This window comes from Trichococcus sp. (assembly GCF_055118575.1).
In genome coordinates, this window is the sequence record NZ_JBSQPW010000025.1 from 20,002 (window position 1) to 36,828 (window position 16,827).

General features: G+C 44.3%; 17 protein-coding genes. All 17 read left to right on the top strand.

The annotated features are described in order from the left end of the window. Window positions 1-37: 37 nt before the first annotated feature. The 17 genes from ACTCCX_RS08345 (at window position 38) to flgL (ending at window position 16,719) form a co-directional block, all read left to right on the top strand. Window positions 38-1,420, top strand: coding sequence for an MATE family efflux transporter (locus ACTCCX_RS08345; RefSeq protein ID WP_463275565.1), 1,383 nt, complete (start codon window positions 38-40; stop codon window positions 1,418-1,420). 201 nt (window positions 1,421-1,621) lie between these two features. After that, window positions 1,622-2,992 (top strand): CHAD domain-containing protein, encoded by a 1,371-nt coding sequence (locus ACTCCX_RS08350; RefSeq protein ID WP_463275566.1) that lies wholly within the window; start codon window positions 1,622-1,624, stop codon window positions 2,990-2,992. Window positions 2,993-3,143: 151 nt separating this feature from the next. After that, entirely contained in the window at window positions 3,144-4,901 is a 1,758-nt protein-coding gene (locus ACTCCX_RS08355) for a methyl-accepting chemotaxis protein (RefSeq protein WP_463275567.1), read from the top strand. A gap of 188 nt (window positions 4,902-5,089) precedes the next feature. Beyond that, window positions 5,090-5,533 carry a chemotaxis protein CheW gene (locus tag ACTCCX_RS08360; RefSeq protein WP_463275568.1) on the top strand — a complete coding sequence of 148 codons (444 nt, stop codon included), beginning with the start codon at window positions 5,090-5,092 and terminating at the stop codon, window positions 5,531-5,533. A gap of 33 nt (window positions 5,534-5,566) precedes the next feature. Then, window positions 5,567-6,049 carry a chemotaxis protein CheD gene (locus ACTCCX_RS08365; RefSeq protein ID WP_463275569.1) on the top strand — a complete coding sequence of 161 codons (483 nt, stop codon included), beginning with the start codon at window positions 5,567-5,569 and terminating at the stop codon, window positions 6,047-6,049. Between the two features lie 21 nt (window positions 6,050-6,070). Further along, window positions 6,071-7,090 carry a protein-glutamate methylesterase/protein-glutamine glutaminase gene (locus ACTCCX_RS08370; RefSeq protein ID WP_463275570.1) on the top strand — a complete coding sequence of 340 codons (1,020 nt, stop codon included), beginning with the start codon at window positions 6,071-6,073 and terminating at the stop codon, window positions 7,088-7,090. Next, window positions 7,091-7,861: a CheR family methyltransferase gene (locus ACTCCX_RS08375; RefSeq protein ID WP_463275571.1), complete on the top strand. Its 771-nt coding sequence runs from the start codon at window positions 7,091-7,093 to the stop codon at window positions 7,859-7,861. 41 nt (window positions 7,862-7,902) lie between these two features. Continuing rightward, window positions 7,903-9,963: a chemotaxis protein CheW gene (locus ACTCCX_RS08380; protein ID WP_463275572.1), complete on the top strand. Its 2,061-nt coding sequence runs from the start codon at window positions 7,903-7,905 to the stop codon at window positions 9,961-9,963. Next, entirely contained in the window at window positions 9,956-10,561 is a 606-nt protein-coding gene (locus tag ACTCCX_RS08385; RefSeq protein WP_463275573.1) for a chemotaxis protein CheC, read from the top strand. The genes ACTCCX_RS08380 and ACTCCX_RS08385 overlap by 8 nt, the downstream gene beginning before the upstream one ends. Before the next feature lie 2 nt (window positions 10,562-10,563). Continuing rightward, window positions 10,564-10,923 (top strand): response regulator, encoded by a 360-nt coding sequence (locus ACTCCX_RS08390; RefSeq protein ID WP_463275574.1) that lies wholly within the window; start codon window positions 10,564-10,566, stop codon window positions 10,921-10,923. A gap of 13 nt (window positions 10,924-10,936) precedes the next feature. Continuing rightward, entirely contained in the window at window positions 10,937-11,350 is a 414-nt protein-coding gene (locus ACTCCX_RS08395) for a chemotaxis protein CheW (RefSeq protein WP_463275575.1), read from the top strand. Between the two features lie 2 nt (window positions 11,351-11,352). Then, a complete protein-coding gene (gene fliM, locus ACTCCX_RS08400) occupies window positions 11,353-12,345 on the top strand; it encodes a flagellar motor switch protein FliM (RefSeq protein WP_463275576.1) in 993 nt (330 codons plus the stop codon). Beyond that, a complete protein-coding gene (gene fliY, locus ACTCCX_RS08405) occupies window positions 12,346-13,407 on the top strand; it encodes a flagellar motor switch phosphatase FliY (protein ID WP_463275577.1) in 1,062 nt (353 codons plus the stop codon). Between the two features lie 163 nt (window positions 13,408-13,570). Beyond that, window positions 13,571-13,864, top strand: a complete 294-nt coding sequence (gene flgM / locus ACTCCX_RS08410; RefSeq protein WP_463275578.1) for a flagellar biosynthesis anti-sigma factor FlgM — start codon at window positions 13,571-13,573, stop codon at window positions 13,862-13,864. Next, window positions 13,861-14,232, top strand: coding sequence for a hypothetical protein (locus tag ACTCCX_RS08415; protein ID WP_463275579.1), 372 nt, complete (start codon window positions 13,861-13,863; stop codon window positions 14,230-14,232). The genes flgM and ACTCCX_RS08415 overlap by 4 nt, the downstream gene beginning before the upstream one ends. A gap of 12 nt (window positions 14,233-14,244) precedes the next feature. Next, window positions 14,245-15,768, top strand: coding sequence for a flagellar hook-associated protein FlgK (flgK, locus tag ACTCCX_RS08420; RefSeq protein ID WP_463275580.1), 1,524 nt, complete (start codon window positions 14,245-14,247; stop codon window positions 15,766-15,768). Window positions 15,769-15,771: 3 nt separating this feature from the next. After that, window positions 15,772-16,719, top strand: a complete 948-nt coding sequence (gene flgL, locus ACTCCX_RS08425) for a flagellar hook-associated protein FlgL (protein WP_463275581.1) — start codon at window positions 15,772-15,774, stop codon at window positions 16,717-16,719. The last annotated feature ends 108 nt before the right edge of the window (window positions 16,720-16,827 follow it).

Below are 16,827 nucleotides of genomic sequence, written 5' to 3' on the forward strand. Positions count from 1 at the left end.
GTGCTTTGTATCGGAATACGAGCGTAGGGGGTTGATTATGGGGGAAGAGAAGCAAGCGGACAAAAAACAATTGAAAAATCCGATCAACAAGGAAATCATGAATATCGCGTGGCCGGTTCTGATCGAACTGGTCTTGAGTTCGTTGTTCGGGATGATCAACATGATGATGCTGGGGAACATCGCGGATCATGCCTATGCAGCAGCAGCCGTTTCGGCGGTTGGCGTGACGAACCAGCCCCTGTTCCTGGGATTGGCAGTAGTTCAGGCGTTGAATGTCGGAGGCACAGCCTTGATCGCCCGCTATTTCGGAGCCGGCAAACACGATCGGATGGAGAACGTCATGAAGCATGTCATGATCATCAGCATGATCCTTTCCGCGCCATTGGCCATAGCCGCTTTTGTCTATTCCGATCAGATCATGACGTTCATGGGCGCCCAGCCGGACACGGTAGAAGTCGGACGGCTATATTTCCGCATCATCTGCGTCAGCTATCTGCTGCAATCCTTCAATTTCAGTATTTCCGGCTCTTTGCGCGGAATCGGCGAAACGCAGATTCCGATGGGTGTGAACTTGCGGGCGAATTTCCTGAATGTCATCGGCAATGCTTTGCTGATCTACGGCTTGTTCGGAGTGCCGGCTTTCGGCATCGAAGGCGCCGCCATTTCTACCGTCATCGCCAACGCGGTGGCCTGCCTCTTGCTGATCCGTTACCTACGTTCGGGAAAGAGCAAGCTGAATTTTTCCTTCGCACATCCTTTCCATTTTTCGATGAAAACAATGAAGAGTCTTGCGAAAATAGGGCTTCCTTCAGCTTTGGAACAATTGGCGTTGCGAGCGGGGATGATCCTCTTTATCCAGATCGTGTCGGGTTTGGGGACCGTTATTTTTGCCGCCCACAATATCGGCATGAACATCCTCTCACTATCCTTCACGCTGGGGCAAGCCTTCGGGATTGCGGCGTCATCCCTTGTCGGGAGGGCCTTGGGGGCGGGAGATGCGAATCTTGCCGAAAATTATGCCTCGCGGACCGCAAAAATCGGGAGCTTTTTGGGGGCTGTCCTGGGTCTTGCTTTCTTTTTCGGAGCGGAGTACATCGTCGGGTTCTATTCCACTGATCCCGAGATCATCCGAAATGCCGCAATCGCCATCCGAGTCGCCGCTATCACACAACCTTTCCAATCGCACCAACTGATTGTCGCTGGTTCATTGCGCGGGGCGGGGGATACGATTTTTCCGCTGATCTCCACGTTCCTCGGGATTTTGATCATCCGCGTCGCCGCCGCCACCTTCTTTGTGCAGGTGTTGGGATTGGGCATCCTTGGGGCCTGGCTGGCAGTCATGCTGGACCAGATTATCCGTTGGTTCCTGATTGCGATGCGCTTCCGGTCCGGTAAATGGAAACGGATGAAACTGGCCTAAGTTGGCTCAAGACAGAAGAGGATTGCTTACATGTAAAAATAAAATTCAATAAGCTTCAGATTGTCCGTCTCTTGCTGAAAAAGAGGCGGCTTTTTTTCACATAAATTGTCTAAAAATGGTATACTATCCAATGAGAGAACGGTTACAATGCGGAGTGTGAAATCCGGATTTGGGATACCGAAACAAAGGAGGATGAGCAATATGGGAGGACAACTGATACTGATTCGGCATGGAAACGCGGAAGAGCGCACGCCGGAAGGGGATGACTTCTACAGAGAACTGACGGAAGCTGGCGTGGAGGAACTGACTGCGTTCCTGCCCGACATCGCACCATTACTCACCGAAAACGGAAACTTGAAGATATGGACGAGCCCACTGGTGAGGGCGCGCCAGACAGCTGAATTGGTCGCGCAAGCCACAGCCGTCGATGCAATCCAACCACAGGAATTTTTGGCGACCGGCGATTTTGTGGCCTTCAGGGAAGCGTTGCAACTGGAAGCGGAGGGCTTTACTTTGGCGCTGGTGGGCCATGAACCGTATATGGGCAACTGGACGAAAGAGTTGATCGGTGCGGCAATTCCGTTCAAAAAGGGTGCGGTCGCTTTCTTTACGGTCGACATGACCGCCGATCCGATCGGCAAACTGGAGTGGCTGTTGACACCGGGAGAATCAGCGAAACGCAAACACGATGAAGCCGGCGACAAAAAGCAAGCGGCCGATAAGCACGAAGAATCAGAGGATTGCGGCCCGTGCGACTGCGAAGAGACGGTATACACCGGCATCATCAAGGAACAGATGGCAGGCGTCCAACAGGCCTATGCTGCTTACCAGCTGGATCCCGTCGATCCGGAATCTGCCCATGCATTGCGAGTGGCGATCCGCCAACTGCGGGCGCTATTGAACTTCAACAAGGCGAACGGTGAGGAGAAATATTACCGGGAAGCAGGCGAAGATTGGCGCGACATCGCCACTACGTTCGGCTATCTGCGCGAGTTGGATGTGCTGATGGAAGAATGCCGCGAATTGCGCGGGTTATATCCGGATATGCTGGCCGATGCTGGACAAGTCATGACCTGGCTGATGGAAGAACGCCAAGCAGAACAGGACAGTATCCAGGAACTCATCACGAGTGGTGCCCTGACGGAACGCATGCTGGATGCGGAAGCCGCAACAAGCCAGTTCCTGAAATCGATCCACTTGAACGACGAAGAACAGAAGAAGGCAACAATAAAAAAACTCGAGAAGATGAAAAAACGCTTGATGCGCAAATGGGAAGAGGTTGATTTCTCCAATCATGAAGAGACCCACTGCCTGCGCATCAATGCCAAGAAACTGCGCTATGCGGCCACCTATCTCGCACCCATTGTAGGCGAGAAGGACAAGGCGATCATCAAAGAGATGAAGAAAGTCCAGACCGGTCTCGGAACGCTCTGCGATCTCGATATCAACGGACATCTGCTGTTGGAAATGGCAGACAGGACAGATGATCCCGATCTGCAGAACCACTTCAGAACACTCAGTGAACATCAATTCCAGCGCAGGGAAGCGATATTGAACGACGAAGCGGATTAATAAATTTAAGAGACTTGTCATATCCACAGCTGATACTGGTTGTGGATTTTTTTATTTCTTCAAAAAAGTCCCTTGAGATATAAATAAAATAAAAAAGATACCGATTACATAAAAGGGAAATAGAAGTATCATAGAAATGGGAGTGGGAAATTTGGAAGTAAGAGAAACTTTTATCAGTAACATCATGAGCAACAGTAGGAAAATAAATCTTTCAAAAATATTGAACTTTAAAAGTATCCGTGTAAAATTGTTGGCTGGATACTTCATCGTTATTACTTTGATAGCAATTTTAGGGATCAATAGTTATGTGACGACAAAAGAAATCAATGATAACACCCAAGATATCATCGAACAGGATATTGTTGTCCTGGAAAGTGGAGAAGAATTCAAATTTCTGATTTCACAACGGATTGCGGTAGCACGTGCGTACTTGATGACTGGAGATGTTGCTTTCAAGGACATGTTTACACAATTCACAGAAGAAAGTGACATTGCGAAAGCGGAAATACTGGCTGTAGATGATTCCGAAGTAATAACTGCTTTTTTTGAAGCTAATGATCAGTGGGCAGAAATGATGGAGTCAGAAGTCCTTACAGCTTATCAGGCAGGTAATACAGAACAAGCAAGGCTCACAATGATGAATGATGCTGATCCGATTGTTCGTGAGCAAATCGAATCCGTAAGCACCATGATCGATCAAAAAGTTCAAACTATCGAAAAAAATGGTAACGAGATTATTGCAAGGGGAGAAAAATCGCTCATGGTTGTTGTTGGGCTATCTGTGACCGCTGTAATCGTGAGTGTTGCGGTTGCCTTTGTACTCTCTAATGAAATCTCGAGTAAAATCAAAATAATTAAGGAACGTATGGGATTAATCGCTGATGGCAGCCTGAATATCGAACCCATAGAAATATCTGGGCGAGATGAACTGGCTGAGTTGTCTGTTGCGACGAACACAATGCATGAACAATTAACAGCAATTGTCGTCAATATCTTGGATTCATCTGAACAATTAGCGGGTCATAGTGAAGAATTGACTCAATCTGCCAATGAAGTGAAAATTGGGTCTGAACAAGTTGCATTAACGATGCAAGAATTGGCAACGGGGTCCGAAGCTCAAGCAAGTAATGCTAGCGCGCTTGCAAATGTGATGGAAACCTTTAATGAGGAATTCAAAATTGTCAGCAAAAATTCTTTGAGGGTTGCGGATGCTTCCCGCAAGGTAATCAATCAGTCAAATGAGAGTGAACAGTTGATGGATCTGTCCAGTCAGCAGATGGAGAAAATAGAAACAATCATGAAGGAAGCAGTCAACAAAATGCAATCGCTGGAATTTCAAACCCAAGAAATCACGACGCTCGTAAGACTAATCCAAAATATCGCGGACCAAACAAACCTACTGGCCCTTAATGCAGCAATTGAAGCTGCGCGGGCTGGGGAACATGGCCGAGGATTTGCGGTGGTTGCTGATGAGGTACGTAAATTGTCTGAACAGGTAGCAGTTTCTGTAAAAGACATCACTGGTTTTGTCGGGAAGATCCAGAATGAGTCTCGAGATGTTAGTGTATCTTTGGAGCAAGGATATACGGAAGTTAAAGCAGGCGCGGAGCAAATCCAAAGAACAACGGATGTGCTGAACGAAATGGAAAGTTCATTAAATAGTATGATTCAGAATATTTTGCTTGTATCCGACAAAATGTCCAGCCTGACAGAAAGTACTGCCAGCATGAGCGTGGCAATTGAGGAAATTGCTTCCATTTCTCAAGAGTCGGCAGCTGGTGTCGAGGAGACCTCTGCTGCTTCACAGCAAATCAACAGCTCAATGGAAGAAGTATCCATCAATTCAGAACAAATTTCCGGGTTAGCTGAAATGCTGCATGCGATCGTCAGCCACTTTAAGTTTCAGTAGCAAATTCTAAATTGATCCACAAAAGAAAGAGGCAACTGTTCTCAAAACAGTGCCTCTTTCTTACTGTTTGTAAAGGAATGAAATTATACCGCAGACCTAAATAATTTAAAAAATCTGCCGATTAAGATAAGAATACTGTACTGAAAATATAACTTGTCATATAACAAAAAAAATAATAGGAGTATATCATGAAAAAATTTATCGTGTTTATCTGTAGTCAGCAGCAATTCGCTCTTCCAATTGAAATAATTGAAAAAATATTACCATTAGAAAAGATTACCCTTATTCCAGAAGCTACGCCATACGTAAGTGGTGTTATCCAATACGATGGCAACACCATGCCCATTGTTGATTTGAGCAAACGACTTTTTGACAATGATATGGCAATCACTGAACACTCCAAAATAATTGTGGTGTCGGACAAAGATTTGAGATTTGGAGTTGCGGTTGACAGTGTCGTTTCGGTAAGTGAATTTGATGCAGACCTCCCGACTGTAAACGGAACTGTGGAGAATAAAGTCCAATATATCGAGCATCTTTTCAAAACAGATACAGATATCATCATTCAAATCGAAATAAATTCTTTATTTGACTCTGAAGGCACAGACGAGTTGATTGCATTAAATGGGTAACGGATGGATTCAAAAAGGGGTTGATTACATACTTTGGAGAAGGAACTAAAAGTCGGGATTTCGGATTACAAAATCGGAGAGGCACCACAATCCTTATTCACCATCGGATTAGGGTCATGTGTAGGCATAGCGATTTATGATCCAACCACGCGTGTAGGTGGATTAAGCCATATAATGCTCCCGGACAGCAGCATGTTTAATGGAGAAAAAAAGATTGAGAAGTTTGCTGACTTAGCCATTCCGCAAATGGTGTCGGAGCTTGCAAAAAAAACGCCCAAACGAAGGCTGGTCGCGAAAATTGCTGGCGGCTCCAGTATGTTTCAAAATTCTTTGAATACGCCGCAAGCGAACATCGGCTTACGCAACGTGGCAGCTGTTGAGTCAGTCCTTAAACAACAAGGGATTCCTATTTTGGCAAATCATACTGGAGGCTCCATGGGGCGATCCATGTTCTTCGACCTACACACACTTCAAGTGAAAGTCAGGATGGGGAATCGAGAAATTTTTGAGCTATAACGTTCAATAAGGAGTGCAGTAATGGAAATAAACATATTACTAGTGGATGACTCAGCATTCATGCGACAAATATTAAAAGAGAAAATATCTGAAATAGACGGATTGAATGTTATTGCCACAGCGAGGAACAGTCAAGAAGCTTTTCAAAAAATCAAACAGTTAAACCCGGACCTTGTTACGTTGGATATTGAAATGCCGGGAATGAATGGTCTGGAAACATTGAAGGTCATCAAAGAGACTTCTGATATCCCGGTGATGATGATGAGCTCATTGAGTGGAAAAGAAATTACCATTGAAGCATTGGAAGCTGGAGCAATAGATTTTATAGAAAAGCCTGCCGATATAAAAAATCAAGGAGAAGCCTTTAAAAAACAAATTGAGTTTGTCATGAAGCAATTTTTTAACAGAACACAAGAGGCCGCTTCTGTTCGAACGAACCAAGAAGGAGAAAGCCAGAAAAAATCAAGGCCAAATGCTGTACGAGCTTTAGTGATAGGGGCGTCAACAGGAGGTCCGAGGGCACTTTTGCAAGTGATGAAGGATTTACCGGAAGGAATAACCGTGCCCATATTTATTGTGCAACACATGCCTAAGGGGTTCACAGCATCATTTGCGCAACGCATGGACTCTGTTTCGCCGGTAAAGGTTGTTGAGGCATACGACGGCATGCTGGTTGAGGGTGGAAAAGCTTACGTTGCTCCGGGTGATTATCATATGACAGTGAAAAATCGCCGCATCCAACTGTCTCAAGCTGATAAGATACATGGTGTGAGGCCATCTGTGGATCCTCTCTTTTTATCAGCATCTGAAAATTATGGTAGCCGACTAGTTGGAGTTGTTCTTACTGGCATGGGGAAAGACGGAACGGAAGGGCTAAAAAAAATAAAAACGGAGGGTGGATATACCTTTGCGCAAGACAAAGCATCCTCGTTGGTTTTTGGAATGCCAGGTAATGCCATTCAGAATAAGGTGATCGACGAAGTGGTTAATTTGGAAGAACTGACAGATGCGCTAACCCAACTACTAGGCAGGAGGAAATAGATGCTGGATTTTAACTGGTTTTATGCATGGGCAGAAAAAACACTACACTTAAATTTGCTCGCATATAAAGAAGGACAATTACAAAGACGGATTGAGACCATCATGAAAAAATCCGGAGCTAATGATTTGAAACAGTATGCCAAAATGATTGAAACCGATGGGAATATTAAAAAAAGTTTTTTGGACTACATTACAATCAACGTGACGGAATTCTATCGCAATAAGGAAATCTTTGAGGAATTTGAAGAGGTTTTCATCAATCAACTATCTCCAAAATTCAAACCACTGAAAATATGGAGTGCTGCTTGTTCTACAGGAGCTGAGGCATACTCGATCGCAATGATTCTGAAAAAAAATAAGCTCACTGCGAACAGTAAAATAATTGCTACAGATATAGATGAAACGATTCTTTCAAAGGCCAAGGCTGGAACATATTCAAAATTGGAAGTACAGAACGTACCGGCTCCAGAAAAGAAACTATACTTTACAGAGCAGAATAACCGCTATGTGTTGTCGGATGACATCAAAAAAACAGTGCATTTCAAAAAACATGATCTGATTCTGGATTCTTACGAAAAAGGCTATCATGCCATCATCTGCAGAAACGTCACAATTTACTTTAAGAATGAAGTAAAAGAGAAAATATATCAAAATATCTCGGATTCGCTAGTGCCTGGGGGATTGTTCTTTATAGGTGCTACAGAGTCCGTCTATAAACCGGAACAATACGGACTAAAAAAAGTAGCTGCATTTCTGTATGAAAAGATGTAAATAAGTAAAGTTGCAGACTACGAGAGGAAGGCTGGGATTCAATGGATGACAACAGTAAATACAGAGAACTCTTCTTTGAAGAAACGGACGAACATTTGCAAAATTTGAATGACCAAGTGATGGAACTGGAAAATGATCCGGAAAAAGTAAGTATTTTGGATGAGATTTTCCGTTCAGCGCATACGCTTAAGGGTATGGCGGCTACAATGGGTTATACAACTATGGCGGAATTAACGCATAAAATGGAAAACGTGTTTGAACTGCTCAAAACCGGTAAGCTGGCTGCAGACGAAGGGATCGTTACGTTGATCTTCGATTGTCTGGATATGCTATCCGCTATAGTGGAGGATCTGAGAGCAGGTAATGAGGAAGAGCAGGATACTGCATCACTCAAAAACAAATTGGACAACCTTTTGGCAACCAAAAAAGCAGCACCGAAAGATGAGATAATCAGCGAAGTTTCTTTCAAACAAGTGCCGAATAATGAGGGGGATTTTTCGATAGAGAAACTTGACTCCTCAGATCTCTCAGTCATTCGCGACGCCCACGAGAAAAACTACCGCGCCTTTTTTATCAAGGTCAAACTCGATGAGACCAGCATGATGAAGAATGCCAGAGTTTATGTGGTCATCAATAAATTGGAGAAGAGCGGAGATATCCTATATTCCGAACCTGATGTTGTAACGATGGAGAATGAAGATTTCGGGAATGAATTCACCATCGTCTACCTGACTAAGACAGAAAAGGTAGCTGTCGAAGAACAGATTCTCGAAACAAGTGAAATAGAAGGCGTAACCATTCATGAAATAACGGCAGCGGCTCTCGATGCAGAAATGGATATCGCTGAAGCTGAGCTTCATCCGAAACCGATTGAACACAAGACAGAAACAGAAATAAAGGCGACAAGTACAACTAAGGCAAAACAAGTTACGAATCATAGCAATTCGATGAACCAGTCGATAAGAGTTGATATCGAAAAACTGGATTCCTTTATGAATCTCGTATCGGAATTGGTCATTTACCGCACACGCTTGGAAGAAATCAACGAGGAGTTGCAAAGATCTGAACTGCGGGAACCACTGGAACAAGTGAGCCGGATCGCGACGGATCTTCAGGACTTGGTGCTCAAAATCCGTATGCAGCCTCTCAGCGTTGTTACGAATCGTTTCGGTAGAATGATCCGTGATTTGAGCAATGAGCTGGAAAAAGATATCGAATTGGTCATCGAAGGTGATGACACAGAACTGGATAAGACTGTTGTATCGGAATTGGGTGAGCCGCTGATACATCTGTTGAGAAATGCTGTGGACCACGGGGTAGAAATGCCTGAAGCCAGAATCGCAAAAGGAAAAAATCCGAAAGGAACGATCAGGATAACGGCATACCAAGAAGGCAACAGAGTGTTCCTGACGGTTTCCGACGATGGCAAAGGGGTTAATCCGACAGTCATCAAAGAGAGTGCTACCCGAAAAGGAATAGAACCCGATCATTTGTCGGATAAGGAAATTCAACAATTGATTTTCCATCCAGGTTTTTCGACTGCAAAAAACGTGACCAACATTTCCGGACGAGGCGTTGGAATGGATGTTGTGAAGCAGAAAATCAATGAACTGGGCGGCACCATCGAGATCATCAGTGAAGTCGATAAAGGAACCGCATTCCGGATGAGTCTGCCGCTGACGTTGTCGATTATTCAAGCGTTGCTGGTTACTGTTGGAACAGAACAGTTTGCACTTCCGCTAGGTGTTGTAAGGAAAGTGATTCGTCCTGAGCCGGAAGAGATTGTCCAGACACACACCGGTGAGGTATACTATTTTGAAGATGAGACGATTCCGGTTGTCCGCCTGCAGGATAGCTTGGACATTCATTCAGGAGTGGAAGAAAAACCTTATCTGATCATCGTAAAGATTGATGAGCGCCTATATGCTTTGACTGTGGATAATCTGATTCGCCAACAGGAAATTGTCATTAAAGAATTAGGCAAAGAACTGAAAAATATCAATAAGTACCTGGGTGCTACCATCATGGGGAATGGAAATATCATTTTGATTTTGGATATCACCGCAATATGCAACGAAAGAAATGTGGCTGTCTATGTATAAAGATTATTCAGAGATGCAATTGGATATCATAACCGAGTTTTTTTCGATAGGCGGAGGGAATGCGGCGACAAGTCTGTCACAATTGATCAATCACCCTGTCGTAATGACGGTACCTTTAGTGGAAACGATGGATTACTCTCAATTGTTCGCGGGCATCATGTCCGACGAAAGCAGTGTGAATGCTGCCATTACGATGATTCAAGGGGAATTGGAAGGCGCGTTCTTGTTTGTGATCAGGGAAGAGGAAGCGGACAAACTGGTGTCTTTAATGTTGGGGGAGATGCAGGGTGATCACGAAATGGCAACCTCTGCTTTTATCGAACTGGTCAACATTATCGTCAACACTTTTTTAAATGAGATTTCGCAAGTGTTTGATGTGACCGTTATGACAGGTGTCCCTTTTATGATAGAGGATATGTTTGGCGCAATCATCAGCAGTATCTACATGGAGCAAGGTGTTTATGAAGAAAATCTGTTCATCATAAAGAATGAATTTTCTTATTTGGGAGAACGCCTGGATGCTTCCTTGTATTTTATCCCAAAGCAAGGCGTTTTAGATGAATTACTAAATGGAATCATAACTGAAAAGGAGAATTGATTATGGCAAAAAGTGTAATGATTGTTGATGATGCAGCATTTATGAGGATGAAACTGAAGGATATTCTGGAAAAAAATGGTTACAGTGTCGTAGCGGAAGCGCAGAATGGCCTCGAAGCTATCGAAAAATACAAAGAGGTGCGTCCGGAAATTGTAACGATGGATATTACGATGCCGGAAATGGACGGAATCGAAGCCTTGAAAGGGATCAAAGTCATTGATGGCAATGCGAAAGTGGTTATGTGCAGCGCTATGGGACAACAAGGCATGGTAATGGATGCCATTCGAGCAGGGGCTGCTGACTTTATTGTAAAGCCTTTCGACACAGATCGGGTCATCAAAGCATTGGATAAAGTCATTTGATCAGGAGGGCAACATGCAAATAATCGTCTTTACTTTAAAAGAAAAGTATTATGCCATACCTACTGAAGATGTCGAAGAAATAGTCAAGGAATTGCCTTCAACCCATGTGCCGAAAGCCCCGTACTGGGTTGAAGGATTGATCAATATCCGAGGGAATGCCATCACTTTGATTAATTTGTATAAATTACTAAGCAACACTAGTGAAAGCGAAGAACTGTGTTACAATAGTATCATCATTTTAAAGAACGATGATAAAAAAGTTGCTTTTGCAGTGGATTCTGTTGAATCTGTTTCGGAAATTGATCCGCATGACATACAAATGACGGACTACACGAATGCGAAAGAAGTGGCAGGCATCATCAGATTAAACAGCAAAATGATCAGTTTAATAAGTATGGAAGCATTATTTTCTATAAATGAGGGGTAAGTGTGAGTAAAGTTCTATCTCAACAGGAAATAGATTTGTTGATGGAAAGTGTGAAAAGTGGCGAAATCGACACTGAACTAGTAGAAGAAGCAGAACCAGTTAAGATCAAAACGTATGATTTCAGAAGACCGGCACGCCTTTCGAAAGAGTATATGACGACTTTAACGATGTTGCTCGAGGAATATGCTAAGATTGCAAGTAACTTAATAACAACTCAGGTGCGTTCAACTGTTACGCTGCGGGTTGCTTCGATTGAACAAATCAGTTTTGATGAATTTTTGCATTCTGTTCCTTACTTTACGTTGATGGGGTTGTTCCGCTCAGAACCACAAGAGGGTATGCAGATTGTCGAGATCAATTCGCAGGTTTGTCTGCAGTTATTGCAGCTGTTGTGCGGCAGTCCAGATACAAGACTATCCGATACAGGAAACGGCAAAGATAGCTTTACGGATATTGAGATTGCCATTTTGGAAGAAGTGGTCGGTAATTTTGGGCATGCACTACAGTTGGCTTTCAGGGATATCGTGGAGTTGAACGTGAAGATGGAAGCAATGGAAACGAATGCCCAGCTGCTGCAGACGATGTCCCCCAATGAACCTGTCATCATGACTACGTTCATCATTGAATTGTTGGAAGACCAGACATTCATCAATTTGTGCATCCCTTATATCTTTTTTGAGAGTATGTTGGAAAAATTGAGTTTTCGTAATTGGTTCCATTCGGGACGAATGACAGACCCTTCAGATAAAGATAACTTGACCAAAAATCTGCAATCAGTTCCGGTATCTGTAGAGGTTTTACTTGGGAAGACGAACGTATCGATGGACAGTTTTTTACAACTAGAGTTAGGTGATATCATCACCTTGGACAAACCCACACACGAGCCATTGGTCATGTCCATCGAGAATATGCCAAGTTATTTGGTGAAGCCTGGTGTACTGGGGAATAAAATGGCGGTTGAGGTATTACACTATATCGGAGGAGACATTGATTAAATGAGCACGGAAAAACTAACACAAGAAGAAATCGATCGTATGATGAGTGAACTAACTCAAGCGCCAGCTATTGCATCCACAAGCATCAGTCAAATGGAGAGCGATATTATCGGTGAAGTGGGTAATATCTCTATGTCCCAAGCGGCTACGACCTTGTCCGAAATTTTAGGTCATAAAGTACACATCACAACACCGAAAGTTTTCGTCAAAAGCATTCGTCAGGTGATAGATGCTGCAGTTAAACCTAAAATTATTACCTCTATCGGCTTCAAAAAAGGGCTGACAGGGAATAATCTCTTGTTGATGGATGCGCAGGATTCTGTAATCATTGCCAATTTGATGATGGGCGGAGACGGCCAAGTTACCAGTTCGGAACTGACGGAATTGGAACTGAGCGCAGTCGGTGAAGCAATGAACCAAATGATGGGCTCCTCCGCAACGGCCATGGCGACCATGCTAGGAAAGATGATCGATATTTTGCCTCCGGAAGTGCACTTGGTCGATGACAAGGAGCATTTCAGTGTTGATATCGGTGTGGATAATTTGAACGCGGATGTCTGTCTGATTGCATTTCAATTGGAAGTTGAAGGCATTCTCCAGAGTGAAATCATGCAAGTGTTCACAATGGACGCCGTCAAAGAAATCACTGAAATCATGTTGGCGGATCAAGGGGAAGTACTTGCACCAGTCGAACGCAAGCAAGAAGAGTCTCGCGCACAAGCCAATTTGCAGCCAGAAGTAGATATTGTTCCGATTCAAAAACCTGCATTTCAAGAATTGCGTAAATCCGATAAACAACATCTTCCACAAAATCTGGAACTGATACTGGATGTTCCTTTGGAATTCAGTGTGATGCTGGGGGAAAGCAAGAAAACAATCAAAGATATTCTTTCATTGGGAACAGGCTCTGTAGTGGAACTGAACAAACTGACGGAAGAACCTTTGAGTATTTATGTGAACGGCAAGCGGATCGCGGAAGGCGAAGTTGTAGTGATCAACGAGAATTTCGGTATCCGTATCACGAACATTCTGAGCAAAGAAAAACGCATCGAAACGCTATAGAAAGCAGCACCTTTGGAAAGAGGCGCTGCTTTCTTTCTATTTATCAATCATTCCGTGGGCTTTTTCAGGATTTTGGCTTAATTTTTCAGCAAAGTGGTCGACAATAGTGATGTGGATACAATAAGATAGATACATACTAACCAGCAAAAAAGGAGTGAGTTGCATGAAAATCGGCAACGGCTATAACAGTTACCTGAAAGCGATCCAAAAGGACACAACCCATAAAGAAACAGTAAAGGCTGAACCGCTTAAACCAAGAGTAAATGAAGCGGCGGTAAAAGTCGAGATTTCAGAAGAAGCGAAACGCTTAGCTGAAAAGACAATCGACAGCGCACCCAGCGCCAAAGCCCAAGAGATAAAAGCAGCCATCCAAAACGGCACGTATAAAGTAAGTGCCGAAAACATTGCAACGATCATGATGAAAGCAATGGAAGAGCAAGGGGCTGGCTCGGAATGATGGAAACCGAACAAAACGGTTTATCGTTATTGCTAGCGCTAAAAGAGGCTTTGAAACGTGAAAAGGAAGCCTTGATGGCAAATGATAGTGCCGCATTCGATAGCATCGTTTCGGAAAAACAATTATTTTTGGTTCAATTAGAAGAAGCAACTTTTGAAGGATGCAACCGTGTTGCTGTCGAAAAGCAAGTAAATGAAATAAAAGAACTGCAGGAATGCAATGTCTTATTGACAAGACAAGCGATCAGTTATCATGACAGCATTTTGACTGCTTTATCGGATGGGATGGAAAAAAGCTCCCGTACATATTCCAGGAAAGGACAACTGTCCCCTTCCAAAAATGCAGGTCTGTTCAATCAATCAGTTTAAGGTGGAGGTATCATGGCAGGGTTATTTGGCATATTACATGCAGGAACGAACGGCATGAGCGCAGCTCAGGCGGCAATGCAGACAACAAGCAACAACATTTCGAACGCCAATACGGATGGCTACTCCAGACAACGGGTGAATTTGGTTGCCAGCAACCCTTATACGCTTTCCGGCGTTGGCCAACTAGGGACTGGGGTACGTATGGAGTCCGTTACACGGATTGTCGACGATTATTTAGTGAAGCAATCTTTCACAGAAAATGCTTCCTTAGAAAAATACACGCAAAAAGCGGACGTGTTGGGCCAATTGGAGTCTGTCTTCAACGAACCTTCCGAAACGGGCCTCAATAATAAACTGACGGAGTTCTATGAATCTTGGAAATATTTAGGAAATAATCCCGAATTGACCACATCGAAAACAATGGTCAGTCAACAGGCACAAACACTGACGGATACGATCTCCCATATGGGTTCGCAGCTGGATAGTCTTCAAGAAGGTACTGTTCAGGCTATTTCCAAAAAGGTCTTGGATTTCAACACGAAAGTCGAGCAGTTGGAATCGATTAACGAGCAAATTTTTTCTGTAGTCACAAAAGGTGAGATGCCGAATACGTTATTGGACCAAAGGGATAAGCTGGTAGAGGAGATTTCAGGAATCACTTCGGTGGAAGTGAAGACGGATGCATACCAACGTACCTTCATCAGCATTGATGGGGAAGAAATACTCGGAGCAAATAAGCGCCAAGTGTTAAACGTAGCAATCGGCGCCACTTCCGATGACGGCTCGCTCATCTCGACCAACGGCAGTACGTCGAAAACGGTCGAATCAGAAGAGTCCTTTAAAACTGGTACATTACTTGTGCAGAAAACTGCAGAGGACGGTTCAGTGCAATTTACGGAGCTATCCAGTAAGAGCGGCCACATCAGCGGTTCACAGGAAGCACTGGTGGAGATAGACCGTGGGATCCAAGAATTGAACCAACTGGTCTCGACTGTTGCCAAAGCAGTCAATTTAGTCCATAGCGACAACGGGACCGGGATTGCCTTTTTTGATTTAGGCGATGATCCGGATGATGTGCTCTCCAACTTGAAAGTGAACTCAGCCATAACAGAAGACCCCAGCAAGATTGTTGCGGGCAAATCGCTTACGGAACAGATAGCCGGAGACGGTACCCGGGCGCAAGCCATTGCTGACATTCAGTCGACAGCACTGCAGTATTCCTCAAATGAGGCGCTCGAGTTTGATGCGGATACACTGAAGATTACAGCGCAACCCAACGGCACCATAACAGCAGATGCTTACAATGACGTCATTACCCGCGTAGGGATTTCGAAGCAACAGGCAGACTTCTTGATGGAGAACCAAAATGAAGTGGTTTCCTTTCTGGAGCAAAGAAAGAGTTCCATTTCCGGCGTTTCCATCAACGAAGAGGTTGTGAACATCATGAAATTCCAGAGTGCATTCCAGGCGAACGCAAAAGTCTTGGCCATCACCTCCGAGATGCTGGATACTTTAATTAATCGGACGGGGGTATAAAACATGCGCATTACGGACAGAATCACTGCAACCAATATGATCCAAAGCATTAACCGAAGTCAAGGGAAGTTGGAAAAGTACAACAATCAGTTGTCTTCGATGAAAGAAATCAGCAAACCATCCGACGATCCGTTGCGGGCGTCGCAGATCATGAATTTGAACAATAGCCTGATCCAAAATGAGGAGTTTTCCGTAACAATTGCGGATACCGTCGATTGGAACAATATGCAGGATTCAGCATTGGAAAATGCTACGGATTCGCTGAGGCGGATCACGACGCTGATCCAGTCGGCTTCAACCGGCACGATGTCAGATTCCGATCGCCAAGCCATCAAAGCCGAAATGGAAACAGAAATCAGCACTTTGGTCGACTCGCTGAACACGAATTTTGGCGGAAAATATGTCTTCTCCGGAATGAACACGACCACGAAGCCGTTCGAAATCAGTCGGAATGCTGATGGGCAGATGACCGGCATCCAGTACCAAGGGACAGTCGATGAAACTGATGCAGACGGCAACGCCATACCGGTAAAAGCCGACTTATCCCGAACAATCGCGACAGGCGTGGATGTCTCATTGAAGACCGATGGTAGACAGCTGATGAATGAACAAGCCGGACAAGATATCGGCACGTTCCTTGCAGATGCGCTGAAAGCATTGGATGCGAACGATACCGAAGCGCTTTCCAGCAAATTGCTGGCCCGTTCCAACGCAGAGATGGAAAATGTCGTCAATATGCGGACCGAAATCGGTGCCATCTCTAACCGGCTGAAATCGGCTCAGGAGCGGAACACATCCGAAAACCTCAATCTTCAGTCGATCCGTTCTAATAAGCAGGATGTGGATCTAGCCGAGAAGTATATGGAATTCACGATGGAACAGCAATCCTTTCAAGCATCCCTAGCGATGGGCACCAAAATTCTCCAGACCAATATTTTAGACTATCTCTAGGATAGTCTATTTTTTGTGCGCCCGGCATGGGTGATAACTTGGTGGTGAAAGTCCACTACAGGCTTTGCAGTAGGAACTGTTAGCGAAAGACAAGGGTGTCCACCGTGA

What these genes read in the sequence shown, in the direction of transcription:
- fliY (WP_463275577.1), top strand. Translation starts at nt 12,346, where the DNA reads ATGAGCACGGAAAAACTAACACAAGAAGAAATCGATCGTATGATGAGT.
- ACTCCX_RS08385 (WP_463275573.1), top strand. Translation starts at nt 9,956, where the DNA reads ATGTATAAAGATTATTCAGAGATGCAATTGGATATCATAACCGAGTTT.
- ACTCCX_RS08380 (WP_463275572.1), top strand. Translation starts at nt 7,903, where the DNA reads ATGGATGACAACAGTAAATACAGAGAACTCTTCTTTGAAGAAACGGAC.
- ACTCCX_RS08415 (WP_463275579.1), top strand. Translation starts at nt 13,861, where the DNA reads ATGATGGAAACCGAACAAAACGGTTTATCGTTATTGCTAGCGCTAAAA.
- ACTCCX_RS08390 (WP_463275574.1), top strand. Translation starts at nt 10,564, where the DNA reads ATGGCAAAAAGTGTAATGATTGTTGATGATGCAGCATTTATGAGGATG.
- flgL (WP_463275581.1), top strand. Translation starts at nt 15,772, where the DNA reads ATGCGCATTACGGACAGAATCACTGCAACCAATATGATCCAAAGCATT.
- ACTCCX_RS08360 (WP_463275568.1), top strand. Translation starts at nt 5,090, where the DNA reads ATGAAAAAATTTATCGTGTTTATCTGTAGTCAGCAGCAATTCGCTCTT.
- flgK (WP_463275580.1), top strand. Translation starts at nt 14,245, where the DNA reads ATGGCAGGGTTATTTGGCATATTACATGCAGGAACGAACGGCATGAGC.
- ACTCCX_RS08395 (WP_463275575.1), top strand. Translation starts at nt 10,937, where the DNA reads ATGCAAATAATCGTCTTTACTTTAAAAGAAAAGTATTATGCCATACCT.
- ACTCCX_RS08350 (WP_463275566.1), top strand. Translation starts at nt 1,622, where the DNA reads ATGGGAGGACAACTGATACTGATTCGGCATGGAAACGCGGAAGAGCGC.
- flgM (WP_463275578.1), top strand. Translation starts at nt 13,571, where the DNA reads ATGAAAATCGGCAACGGCTATAACAGTTACCTGAAAGCGATCCAAAAG.
- ACTCCX_RS08375 (WP_463275571.1), top strand. Translation starts at nt 7,091, where the DNA reads ATGCTGGATTTTAACTGGTTTTATGCATGGGCAGAAAAAACACTACAC.
- ACTCCX_RS08370 (WP_463275570.1), top strand. Translation starts at nt 6,071, where the DNA reads ATGGAAATAAACATATTACTAGTGGATGACTCAGCATTCATGCGACAA.
- ACTCCX_RS08345 (WP_463275565.1), top strand. Translation starts at nt 38, where the DNA reads ATGGGGGAAGAGAAGCAAGCGGACAAAAAACAATTGAAAAATCCGATC.